This window comes from Amycolatopsis kentuckyensis, assembly GCF_002155975.1.
Taxonomy (GTDB): domain Bacteria; phylum Actinomycetota; class Actinomycetes; order Mycobacteriales; family Pseudonocardiaceae; genus Amycolatopsis; species Amycolatopsis kentuckyensis.
This window is the reverse complement of the sequence record NZ_MUMI01000039.1, coordinates 1-11,566: the sequence shown is the minus strand read 5'-3', so window position 1 is coordinate 11,566 and position 11,566 is coordinate 1. Positions and strand designations below refer to the sequence as shown.

The 11,566-nt window shown below is 70.5% G+C and carries 10 protein-coding genes and 1 pseudogene; 7 read left to right on the top strand and 4 right to left on the bottom strand.

Features of this window, described 5'->3' with window-relative positions:
- Nucleotides 1–21: 21 nt before the first annotated feature.
- Nucleotides 22–372: a VOC family protein gene (locus CCN39_RS04340; protein WP_208630136.1), complete on the top strand. Its 351-nt coding sequence runs from the start codon at nt 22–24 to the stop codon at nt 370–372.
- Between the two features lie 270 nt (nt 373–642).
- Here CCN39_RS04340 and CCN39_RS04335 read toward each other — a convergent pair.
- A pseudogene (locus CCN39_RS04335) lies at nt 643–1,443 on the bottom strand (alpha/beta fold hydrolase).
- A 90-nt stretch (nt 1,444–1,533) separates the two neighbouring features.
- Here CCN39_RS04335 and CCN39_RS04330 point away from each other — a divergent pair.
- From CCN39_RS04330 to CCN39_RS51000, 3 genes are all read left to right on the top strand, one after another.
- Nucleotides 1,534–2,433 carry a LysR family transcriptional regulator gene (locus tag CCN39_RS04330; protein WP_086838577.1) on the top strand — a complete coding sequence of 300 codons (900 nt, stop codon included), beginning with the start codon at nt 1,534–1,536 and terminating at the stop codon, nt 2,431–2,433.
- A gap of 54 nt (nt 2,434–2,487) precedes the next feature.
- The gene (locus CCN39_RS04325; RefSeq protein ID WP_086838575.1) at nt 2,488–3,297 is read left to right on the top strand and encodes an SDR family NAD(P)-dependent oxidoreductase; all 810 of its coding nucleotides are present in this window, start codon (nt 2,488–2,490) and stop codon (nt 3,295–3,297) included.
- Nucleotides 3,298–3,794: 497 nt separating this feature from the next.
- Nucleotides 3,795–3,962 (top strand): substrate-binding domain-containing protein, encoded by a 168-nt coding sequence (locus tag CCN39_RS51000; RefSeq protein ID WP_208630135.1) that lies wholly within the window; start codon nt 3,795–3,797, stop codon nt 3,960–3,962.
- 55 nt (nt 3,963–4,017) lie between these two features.
- On the opposite strand, the gene CCN39_RS04320 is transcribed toward CCN39_RS51000, so the two are convergent.
- The gene (locus CCN39_RS04320; protein ID WP_086838573.1) at nt 4,018–4,581 is read right to left on the bottom strand and encodes a TetR/AcrR family transcriptional regulator; all 564 of its coding nucleotides are present in this window, start codon (nt 4,579–4,581) and stop codon (nt 4,018–4,020) included.
- A gap of 58 nt (nt 4,582–4,639) precedes the next feature.
- Here CCN39_RS04320 and CCN39_RS04315 point away from each other — a divergent pair, with 58 nt between their 5' ends.
- The gene (locus CCN39_RS04315; protein WP_086838571.1) at nt 4,640–5,428 is read left to right on the top strand and encodes an oxidoreductase; all 789 of its coding nucleotides are present in this window, start codon (nt 4,640–4,642) and stop codon (nt 5,426–5,428) included.
- A 5-nt stretch (nt 5,429–5,433) separates the two neighbouring features.
- Here CCN39_RS04315 and CCN39_RS04310 read toward each other — a convergent pair whose 3' ends face one another.
- Nucleotides 5,434–6,000, bottom strand: a complete 567-nt coding sequence (locus CCN39_RS04310) for a Rossmann-fold NAD(P)-binding domain-containing protein (RefSeq protein ID WP_208630134.1) — start codon at nt 5,998–6,000, stop codon at nt 5,434–5,436.
- A gap of 318 nt (nt 6,001–6,318) precedes the next feature.
- Complete coding sequence (locus CCN39_RS04305; protein WP_086838569.1) at nt 6,319–9,519, bottom strand: tetratricopeptide repeat protein; 3,201 nt, start codon at nt 9,517–9,519, stop codon at nt 6,319–6,321.
- 98 nt (nt 9,520–9,617) lie between these two features.
- Between CCN39_RS04305 and CCN39_RS49220 the strand changes: the two genes are divergently transcribed.
- Both CCN39_RS49220 and CCN39_RS04295 read left to right on the top strand, forming a co-directional pair.
- Complete coding sequence (locus CCN39_RS49220; protein ID WP_143263937.1) at nt 9,618–10,304, top strand: hypothetical protein; 687 nt, start codon at nt 9,618–9,620, stop codon at nt 10,302–10,304.
- A gap of 18 nt (nt 10,305–10,322) precedes the next feature.
- The coding region (locus CCN39_RS04295; RefSeq protein WP_208630133.1) for a DUF8189 domain-containing protein at nt 10,323–11,566 on the top strand (1,244 nt) is incomplete at its 3' end.

Here is an 11,566-nt window from a genome sequence, read left to right as displayed (position 1 = left end):
GTCACGATGACAGGAGCAGCAGTGTCCAACATCGCGAAGGTACTGGCGAGGGTCGTGGTGGACGACCTGGACAAGGCCATCCCGCTCTACCGAGCGCTTTCCGGTGCCGAGGAGGTGCAGAAGTTCGGTCACGGGAGCGTGAAGCTGGCCAGTGTCGGGCCTTTCCTGCTGCTGCAGGCAGAAGGCGCCGAGGGCTACACCGATCGGACCGCGACCATCCTCGTGTTCGACGTCGCACCCGTCGTCCGGGACATCGAACTGGCCGGCGGCGAGATCGTCGAGGGACCGTCGGCCGGGCCCAACGGAGAACGGCTGGTGGCCAGGCACCCGGACGGTTCCGTCTTCGAATACATCGCCACTCCCAACGCCTGAGCTCATCGTCGAGCTGAAAGCCTTCGGCCCCGACGGGACGATGCCGTCGAGCATCAAGGACGCGATCCGGATCACTCCGCGGCGGCACGATCAGCTGGCGTGCCGCCTGCTCGGTGAGCAGCTCGGCGGGTGGCTGAGTGCGGGTGTTGATGCGCCCCAGCAGTAGCGCACGCGCGTGCAGCACGATCCGGCAAGTCCGGCGGGGAGACCTGCAGCGTGCGGGCGTAGGCCCGGACGGCCTCTCCGTCCCAGCGCTGCCGGTCGCTGGCCTCACCAACGGGTTCCAGCGTCTCGATCCGCTCTGCAGGCGACCGGCCGCCCACCCCTGTTCCAGAAATCGAGCAGAATGGCTGCCACCCGTGCCGGGTCGTCGAGCATCCACCAGTGGCCGAGCCCGTCGAGTTCGACGGTGCGAGCGCCGGCCCGTTCAGCGGCTCGGCGGCGGAGGGCGGGGCTGCCGACGGAGTCGTCCTGCGTGGCGATTCGGCACCAACCCGGGCCTCGCAGCTGCCGCAGGCAGGTCGCGGCCACGCTCGATCAGCACTTGCCGGGGCACGGACCGATACAGCGCGAGAACAGCTTCACCCATCTCCGGGCCCTGGTGGAGTGCGACCTCGCCGGCCGTGGGCTCCGGGATGCCCCAGCCGACCATGCGCGCCGCCCGGTCGCCCGCACCTCCCGAAAAGAGTTGCTCGATGTGGCGTTCCCCATCGCCGGGTGTCTGCCACAGTTTCGCGAGGTCGTGCCAGGTGTAGCCGGCTCGTAACCGGCGACGGTGTCGCTGACCCAGCTGCGGATCAGGTCGGGGCGGGTCATGGCCACCTCGAGCACGTACCCGCCGGCCAAGCTGTGGCCGACGAGGTCGACCGGCGCGTCGAACCGCGAGAGCTCGTCGATGAGCCAGTTCCGGTAGTCGTCGAACGTGGCCGCGAAATCCGCCGGGAGGGGTGCGCCGAAGCCGGGCGGCGCGAGCAGGACCGCCTCTCGCTGCCGGGCCTCGGGCAACTCGGTGATCAGGGGCGCCCACACCGCCGGGGTCACCGGAACGCCGTTGACGAAAGCAATGGTCATGTCCCCAAGACACACCACGCCATGCCGTACGTCCAAGACCTCATCCGCACGCCGCCATACCGGAACGGCATGACGGAGTAGCCTGCGAACATGCTCCCCGACCTGGATCTGCGGCTGGTCCGGTACTTCCTGGTGGTCGCCGAGCAGCTGAACTTCGCCCGCGCGGCCGAGCAGCTGCGGGTCGCCCAGCCGTCCCTGAGCCGCCAGATCCAGCGGCTGGAAAACGCACTGGGGGTACGCCTTTTGGAACGCACCAGCCAGGGCAGCCGGTTCACCGCCGCCGGCGCGGCGTTCCTGCCCCGAGCGCAGCAACTGGTGCACAACGCCGAGCAGGCCGTGCTTGCCGCGCGCGCCGCGGCGCCGGCCCGCACCATCACCCTCGGGTACGCCGACGATCTGGTCATCACCCCCGCCGTCCGCGACCTGCGAAACCGCTATCCCGGCGCCCACGTCCGCACCCGTCATCTCAGCTCACGGGAGGCCGGTGCACTGGTGGACCGGCAGATCGACGCTCTGGTCATCCGCGCACCACTGCCGATACCCGAAGACGACCTCGCCGTGACCGCGCTCTACACCGAGCCTCTGGTCGCCCTGGTGTCGACCGCCCACCGCTTCGCGGGCAAGGAGTCCATCAACGTTGCGGACGTCCGGTCGGAGCCGCTCGTCGGCTGCACCGGCATGGGCGAGGACTGGACCGGCTTCTGGCGCCTCGAACCCCGCGAAGGCCACGGTCCGGCCCCGTTGGGGCCCACCCTCGCCGACACCTACGACGACAAACTCGAGGCCATCGCCGAGGGCACTGCCATCGCGATCGTCCCCGCCGACGACCGGCGCTTCACCCTGCGCCCCGACTTGGTCGCCGTTCCCGTCGACGGGGCCGAGCCGAGCCAGGTCGTCGTCGCCGGCCGTGCCGGGGAAACCAACCCGCTCGTCGCGGAGTTCGTCCGTTCCGCGCAGAAGCTGCTCGTCCGCGATACCGCTCGTGCATGACCAGGTGCAAAACAGGTCTTGGACCCGCGCGCCGGCCGCCGGTTCGCTGGTGGCATGACCGTTGACTACCGCGCCCAGACCGTGCTGCTCACGGGAGCGAGCTCCGGTATCGGAGCTGCGTTCGCCCGGACACTGGCCGCCCGCGGCGCGAACCTCGTGCTCGTCGCCCGCCGCGCCGACCGGCTGACCTCGCTGGCGGAGGAACTCCGCAGCGCCACCGATGCCCGCATCGACGTGATCCCAACGGACCTCGCCCGGCCCGACGCCGCCGATGAACTGCACCACGCGGTCACCGAGCAGGGCCTCCACGTCACCGGCCTGATCAACAACGCCGCGTCCGGATCGTTCGCCCCATTCCTCGAATCCGAACCCAGCCGCCTCTCCGCCGAAATCGCCGTGGGCGCCCTGGCACCGGTACGGCTGACGACCGCCTTCCTCCCCGGCATGGTGAGCGGCCGCCACGGATTCGTCATCAACGTCGCCAGCGTGTCCGCCTACCTGCCTTCGCCCCGAATGGCGGTCTACGGCGCTACGAAAGCGTTTTCCCTCAGCTTCACCGAGTCACTGTGGGCCGAGCTGCGCGGCACCGGCGTCACCGTGTTCGCCGTCTGCCCCGGCGCCACCGCCACCGAATTCACGTCGGGCATGGGCCTGGATGCGGCCGTGCTGACCACCGGAAAACTCCGCACCCCCGACAACGTCGTCACCACCGCGCTGAACCACCTGGAGAGCCGCAACCCGGGCCCCGTCGTCGTCGACGGCCACACGAACCGCCTCGGCGTGCTCACGAGCCGGCTCCTGAGCCGCCGGCGAGCCGCCCTGACGATGACGCGTGTCTTCGATCCCCGTCGCGTAACCGTTTGAGACTCCATTTGTCATCATTCTGGTGTGGTTGCACCGTTACCGGTCAGCCCGAAGCCGAGGACGCGGTCGGGATGGATGCGGATCACCGCTGCGCCGCCAGGCCTGCAGCTCGCGGATTCGCGTACCGCGCGTCGCAGCATGAGTTCGCCGAAGCGAGGCTGCGCTGTCATTCCCGGCCGACCAGGCGAGTAATGGACAGCCAGATTACCTCGCGAACGGACCGGCCCAGGCCCGCGCGTCGAGTTCACTGGCACTGCTGATCCTCGTCGGCTCGCGCAAAGCCCTCGCCGCCGCCGTCCGCACCCCCGGCGCCGGACGCCGGCACACCGCGCTCACCCATCGCCTCCACTGCAGCTGAGCGCACCGATCCGTTTCCCAACGGCGCCCCGGCTGGCTGCCTACGGTCCGGTAGCCGCTCCGGCCGCGGGGAAGGCGAGATCGAGTACACCCTGCTCGACGAATTCGCCGCCCTCGAGCTGCACCTCCCACCATGGCGGGTGGACGCTGACAGCGGCCGGCTGCCGCCGAATCCGGCCTCCTCGTCGGCAACGGCCCTGATGGCCTCCGACAGCCTGATCGGCCTGGCCATCGTCGGCGCTCTGCAGGAGCATGGCCGGCGGATCCCGGAAAACGTCCCGGTCCTGATGTACGACGACCAGCCGTGAGCGCGGCTGATCAGCCCCCGATTACCGTGGTGGCGCAGCGGTCACCGGCCGGACGCTACGGCCGGTTCAGCAGTTCCCGGGCCAGCGCGAGCGCGGCGGCCGCCCGTTGCTTCGCCGTTCCGCCCAGCTGCGCACCGCGCGATTCGGCCATCACCAGGGTGCTCAGGGCGAGCCGGGCGCGCATCCGGCCGTCGATGTCGGCGCCCGGGCCGAGTGATCGCGTGAGGGCGTCGAGGTGGTGGAGCAGCTCGGCCGCCGCGGGGAGGCCGGCGAGCGCGTACTCGTTCACCCGGGCGCACACGAGCAACGCGCCGTGCTCGCCCTGGATGAGCGCGGCCAGCCGGTCCAACGCTTCGCTGCGCCGCTGCCAGGGGGCCGGCGACGGCTGCAGCGACTCCGTGAGCTCGGCCAGCTCGGGCAGGATCTGACCGTACGAGCTCGTCAGCACGTCTTCCTTGCTGCGGAAGTGGTGGTAGACGGCGGGGCGGGTGATGGCGAGCCGGTCCGCGACCTCGGCCAGCGTGGTCCGCTCGTACCCCTGGGTCGTGAACATCTCCAGGGCGGTGGCGCGGATGCGGTCACGGGTGTCGGTACGCCGGCCGTCGGCGCGTTCGCTCATGCCGCCAGCATCCCACCCGGCAAACTGACTTACACGTAAGTCAGGTATCTTCGCCGGTATGGGATCCGATCACGACGTCATCCACGAAGAACCGTCCGGCCGCCGGGTGCTCGTGACCGGCGGCAGCCGGGGACTGGGCGCGGCGATCGTCCGGCGCTTCGCGGCCGCCGGCGCCACCGTCTTTGCCTCCGCCCGTACACCGCCGGAGCCGGGTGAACTGCCCGCGACGTTCTTCGCGGCCGACCTCGCCACCGCCGAAGGGGCCGCGGACCTGGCCCGCCGGGTGCTCGACACCGCGGGCGGCGTCGATGTCCTGGTCGACAACGCCGGCAGTGCCTCACCACCGGCGGACACCCTGGTCCGCAGCGACGAGAGCTGGGAGACCGACCTGGCGCTCAACCTGCTGGGCGCGGTCCGGCTCGACCGCCACCTCGTGCCCGGGATGGTCGAACGCGGGCGCGGCGTGGTCGTCCACATCTCGTCGATCGCGAGCCGGCTGCCGCAACCGGGCCAGGTCGCCTACGCGGCGGCGAAAGCCGCGCTCAACACCTACAGCCGCGCCCTGGCCGCCGAACTCGGCCCGAGCGGCGTACGCGTGGTGAACGTACTGCCCGGCTTCATCCCCACGCCGGGAGCGATCGCCCACCACCGCGAGATCGCCGAAAGCCGCGGCGTCAGCCTCGAGCAAGCCCAGCGGGACCTGGCCACCAGCCTCAACGTCCCGATGGCCCGGCCCGGCTCCCCCGAAGACGCGGCCGAGCTCGTCGTGTTCCTCGCCTCGGACCGCGCCCGCTGGCTGACCGGGGCGCAGTACCGGGTGGACGGCGGGATCCTGCCCGTAGTCTGAGCACTTCACAGCCGGGGAGCCGCCGACCCCAGTGGGCCGGTCGTCCTTCCCTGGGCGGCACGGTGGTGAGGCTGCGCAGTCTGTCGTTGCGCTGCTGCAGCGCGTCGGCGGTGACCGGGAAGAGCGTGGCGCTGGCCCCTGCCGACCAGGTCCTGGTTCATGGTCACGAACCCGCGGGTGCTCTCCTCGCAGGCGGCGAAGCCCTCGGCGTGGTCGCGGCCGGCGAGTGATCCGGCAGGCATGGAGGCGCCGAGGCTGGTGCCCTGGCCGGTGAGGAACGAGGGTGTGTAAGCGGCATCGCCCGCCAGTGCGACCCTGCCGTTCGACCAGCGGGGCATGCGGATCTGGCTGACCGCGTCGAAGAACAGGTCGCTCGTGTCGCGCGCGGCGGCGAGCATGCCGGGGACCTCCCCGCCGGCGTCGGCCAAGACCGTGGTGAGCAGGTTCCGCTGGGCCGCCGGGTCACCGAACGCGTGGAACGGCGGTTCCGGCAGGGCGAAGTTCAGGAACGCGTGCACCTCGTCGTCTCCGACGGCGTACAGCGCCGCGGCCCTGCCCGGGGTGTTCCACATGACAGTCCCGACGGTCCAGCGCCAGACGTGACGCGGTGAGCGCCACCGAGGTCCGACCGCCCGTTGTACCCAGGTGCGGCGGCGCCATCCCGGCGCACCAGCAGGGCAGCGCAACCGTTCCGCGGCGGCGCCGTGGAGCTCATGGGCGCCGTGGAGCAGGGTCGTGGCCCGAGTTCGCCGTACGGGCGCGGCGCCGGGTTTCCCACCTGCTTCGCGCCGGCGACCGGATACTTCCTTCCTCCCGCGGATCACCAGCTGCGGCGATCGGCGCAAGGTCCCCGGCGGCGAGGCGTACCGGCGTGGCGGCGCCTGCCCGCGTCAGGACTCGGCCATCACGTCGGCTTGCTCGGCCCGAGCCTCGGTGGCCTCCGCCGCGCCGAGCTGGTCGTACAGTTCGATGGCTTTCTGACGATGACGGCGTGCGGTGGCCGGGTCCGGAGCGGCCCTTGCGATTCCGTGGTGGGCGCGGGCCTGCTCGTAGCGGTCACTGCTGTTCTGCGCCCTGGCCAAGGCGTCCTGGTGCGCTGCCAGCGCCGCCTGCCGGTTGCCGGCCACGAGGTGGGTTTCGCCGAGGCTGTTGTGGACGTGGCTCGCTTTGTTGTCGTCGCCGATCCGTCCGGCGATGTCAAGCGCCTGCGCCAGCCGCCGGAACGCTTCGTCGTGCCGTCCGGCCGCACCGAGGGCGACGGCCAGGTTGGCGGTCGCGTTCATTTCCCCTTCCTCGTCACCCCCGGCTCGCTGCAGGGCGATCGCCCGCTCGTGGCACTCGATCGCCCGCGCGTGCTCGCCCAGGCTTTCGTGGATCGTGCCGATGTTGTCCCAGGCGCTCGTCCCGGCGTGCTGTTCGCCCGAACGCGCGGAAAGGTCGAGGGCGGTGTACAGGTATCGGAGCGCCTCCCGGTACCTGCCGAGCCGTTTCAACACCACTCCGACGTTGTTCGCGGTCGCACTCTGGCCACGCACGTCCCCGGTTCGTTCGAACAGCACCGCGGCCCGGGCGTAGTGCTCGATCGCCAAATCGTGCTCGCCGACGCGGAAGTACGCGATGCCCAAGCTGTTGGAGGCCATCGCCTCGCCCGTGTGGTCTTCGATCTCCCGCCACAGCTTGAGGGCTTGGTGGAAGCGTTCGGCGGCCAGGTGTGGCTGCCCCGCGGTGCGACGGCAGACCGCCAGGTTGGTCAAGGTTTCCGCTTCCGCCCAGCGGTCCCCGGCTCGCCGGGCGGCGGCCAGCGCCAGCTCGTGCGTGCTGACCCAATCAGCGGTGTAGCTGCGGATGTAGAAGTAGCGCCAGAGGGTGTGCGGCAGCTGCCAGGCCAGTGGGTCCCAGCCACGGGTGGTGCACTCGGTGATGAGGGCGAGCAGGTTGCCTCGTTCGGCCTCCAGCCACGCCATGGCGTCTTCGTAGCCGCCGAATTCGCGCTCGTAGCGTGGCGGCTCGGGAAGTTGCCGGCGATGGGGATCGATCCGGTCGGCGGCGGCGGTCGCGGTGCGCAGGTACCAATCGGCCAGCCTGCGGACCGCGGCCGTCCGATCGGCTGCGCTGTCCTCGATCTCGCCGGCTCGAACCGCGTAGGCCTTGAGCAGGTCGTGGAAGGTGAGCCAGCCACCGTCGTGCTGCTCGACCAGATGCGCGGCAGCCAGTTGACGCACCAGTTTCGCCGCGGCGGGTTCCGCGACGCCGACCAGCGCCGCCGCGGCGGACGGCGCGACGGATTGGCCCGGCACGAGCCCGAGCAGGCGGAACAGCCGACGCTGGCGTGCGGTGAGCCGCGCATAGGACCGCCCGATCTGGGTGGCGACGATCGCTTGTGGATCACCGCGTACGGCCAGTGCGGACAGCCGGTCCTCGGCGACTTCCTGCGCATACCGCGCGATGGACTGCGATCCGATGGTGGCGGCAGCGATCCGCAGGGCCAGGGGAAGCCGGGCGCACAGCGCCACCAGCCTCTTCGCCGCGCCGGGCTCGGCGGCGACCCGGTCGTGGCCGAGGAGCGCGCGCAGCAGCGTCAGTGCCTCCGGCTCGGACAGGACGTCGAGGTCGATCCGTTCCGCTCCGTCGACCGCCACCAGCCCGTCCAGGGCGATCCGGCTCGTGACCACCGCGCTGCTGCCCGATCGGCCGGGCAGCAGCGGCCGGACCTGCGCCGCGTCGAGAGCGTTGTCCAGCACGATCAACATGCGCCGCCCGGCCAGCATCGTCCGGTAGAGCGCACTCCGGCTCTCCAGGTCGGCCGGCACCCGGTCACCGGGTACGCCGAGACCGCGCAACAGCAGTTCCAGCGCCTCCTCGGCCCCGAGAGGCAGGCCGGGCGCGAACCCGCGCAGGTTCACGTAGAGGATGCCGTCGTCGAACCGGGCGGCCACGCGGTGCGCCCAGTGCAAGGCCAGCGCCGTCTTGCCGACCCCGGCGGTTCCGACGACCACGGCGACCGTCGCCTCGGCCGCGGACCGCGTCAAGCCGTCCAGCGCGGTCAGGGCCTCGGCCCGCCCGGTGAACGCGGTGACGGCGGGAGGCAGCTGCGCCGGGACCGCGATGGTGCGAGGCGAAACCGGCGGCGGGGCGACGCGCACCGGATCCGGCCGGCTTTCCGGCCAGTCACCCCGTAGAACGCGCTGGTGGGCTGCCTCGAGCTCCGGGCCGGGCCGGACGCCCAGTTCCTCGTCCAGCCGGGAACTGATGTCCGCGTGCAGCCGCAGTGCCGCCGACTGTTGGCTCGAACCGGCCAACGCGAGCATCAGCCGTGCGTGCAGGCCCTCGTGCAGGGGCTCCGACGCGGTCAACGTCCGCAGCGGCGCGACCGCGAACCCGGGCCGCCGCACCGCGAACGCCGTGTCGGCGAACTGCAGTGCCGCGTCGATGCGTTCCTGTGCGAGGCCGGTCGTGGTGGGATGCAACGGCAGTGGACCGGGGACGTCCGCGGCCGGCCGGCCGCGCCAGCACGCCAGCGCCTCCGCCCACAGCGGCAGCGCTGCCTCCGGCTCCCGGACCGCCGCATCGGCGGTCAGCTGTCGAAACCGCCGGACGTCACTCTCCACCGCCGTGACGGCCAGCCGGTAACCCCCGTCACGGACCGCCTGGATCACCGACCTCTTCCGGAGGACGCGCCGCAGCCGCGAAACGTAGGCGTGGACGAGATCCTGTCTGGTCCTCGGCGGCCGTTCGCCCCAGACCGTGTCGACGATCTCGTCGTGGGTGACCACCTGCCCGGGGTGCAAAGCCAGCAGGGCCAACAGGATCCGCTGCTTCGCCGGGCCGAGTTCCAGCTGCTGCCCGGAGAAACCGGCGGTCAGCGGTCCCAGCACCGCCACGTGCAAGCCCGCCTGGCTCTCCGCCGGTCCGATCGCCGCGGCCAGCCGGCGGATCGAATCCGCGCGGGGCCGGCGGACCGTCCCGTCCTCGATGTACCTGATCGTGCGGACACTCACCCCGGCCCGGCGAGCCAGTACGTCCTGCGTCAATCCCGCTCGGATCCGGCGCTCCCGCAACGACGCGCAAAACGACGATACTTCTTCGATCATTTCTCCCCCTGTGCCCCCCTCGCACCGGGTTCTCCAGCAGGCAACCAGGCGCACTTCAACGGTGCCGTTGTTGCCGGTTCGTCGCAACGTGCATTCGGGTGATCGCCGCGAAGTGCCAGGTCAGGGCGCTGCCGTGGCGGCAGCCGGCGATGCAGGTCCGCACCAAGGCACCCACGCACCGGCCCTCGGTAGTTTCGAACTGCCCGATCGGGACTCCGATTCGAAAGAGAGACGCCGATATGGTCAAACCGCGATATCTCACGGCCATTTTTCTGCTGGCATTCGGCGCGGGAACACTGCTTGCGACGAATGCGGGTGCGGCAACCGGTCCGCCACCTTCCGCTTCGTTCACCGACACGACAACGGTGACGACCACGTGGGTGCACCAGTGCGCCTCGATGCGCTGCGGATACCACGAGGTCGGCCCCGGCAGATCCGTCCGGGCACTCTGCTCGACCGACAGCGACGGAATATCCTGGAACCTCGTCGTCACCGCGAGCCCGTGGAATCCGGACGTCCTCATCGCCGGCTACGTGTCCCTCGACGCGCTCCACAACCCGGAACGGCAGGACTTCTGCGACGCTGTCGGGTATCCCGCTCAGGTCGCCCACGGGGAATGGTGGGCGCACAGCTGCCCCTCGATGGGCTGCGGATACGGCGTGATCCATGCCGGAGACCTCTACCGGCGGCAATTCTCGGTCGCCGGCGAGGAGCGCAATTGGGATCTGGTCATCGACTACAGCTCTCCCTACCCCTATCTGGCCGGATTCATTTCGCTGCAGTAATCGACCCGGAAGGAAATCATGAGAAGAAAGACCACCGTGTTCGCGAGCTTTCTGCTCGGCGGCACCCTGCTGGCCGTCGTGAGCGGCGTGGCGGCCGCCGCTCCGGACGGCGCGTACCCCTACGACACCGCACCGGTCGCAACGACGTCGGCGGCGCCCGGCGACGCCTACGCCGAACACCTGGCGGCGCTCGCCGCCATTCCGATCATCCCGTGCGACCGCAACGGCCCCACTGGCGGTGACGCCTCGGTTTCCGCTGCCTTGCAGGGGCAGCTCAGCGGCCGGATGCGCAACGGGGTCAACCCCGGGCAGGTGGCCTGTGCCCGGATGGTGGTGCAGACGGTGAAGGACCGCGGGCTCAACCAGCGGGCGGCGACCATCGCCATCACCACCGTCATCGTGGAGGCGAGCCTCAACGACTACGACGGCGGCGACGGCAGCAGCGTCGGGTTGTTCCAGCAGATACAGAGCTGGGGCAGCCGGGAGAACCGGTTGAACCCCACTTGGGCCACCAATGCGTTCCTCGACAGAATGCTGGCCCTGTACCCGGACGGCGGGTGGAACACCGCGCCCATCGGTGAGGTCTGCCAGAACGTCCAGCGATCGGCCTTCCCGGACCGATATCAGCCGGAAGCCGCCGACGCCGCGAAAATCGTCGAAGCACTGCACATCTTCGACTCGGCCGGAACGGCGGCCACCGCAACTCCGGCCACCGTGTACGAGCCGAGCACCGGTACGACGGAGGTATTCGCGCGGGGAACCGACGGGAAGCTGATCCACGTCTACAACTCGGGCGGCGGCTGGTCGGACTGGTCGGTGATCGGCGACTGGCGGATCACCGGAAACCCCAGTGCCGTGTACGAGCCCAGCACCGGTACCACGGAGGTGTTCGCTCGCGGAACCGACGGGAAGCTGATCCACGTCTACAACTCGGGCGGCGGCTGGTCGGACTGGTACGTGATCGGCGACTGGCAGCTCGCCGGCGACCCCACCGCGATCTTCGAGCCGAACACCGGCACCACCGAAGTCTTCGCCGGCGGCACCGACGGCAAACTCCTGCACGTCTACAACACGGGCGGCAGCTGGTCGGACTGGTCGGTGATCGGTGATTGGCGGATCACGGGTAGTCCGAGCGCGGTGTACGAACCGAACACCGGCACCACCGAAGTCTTCGCTCGTGGGACCGACGGCAAACTCATCCACGTCTACAACACCGGCGGCAGCTGGTCGGACTGGTACACGATCGGCGACTGGCAAACCAC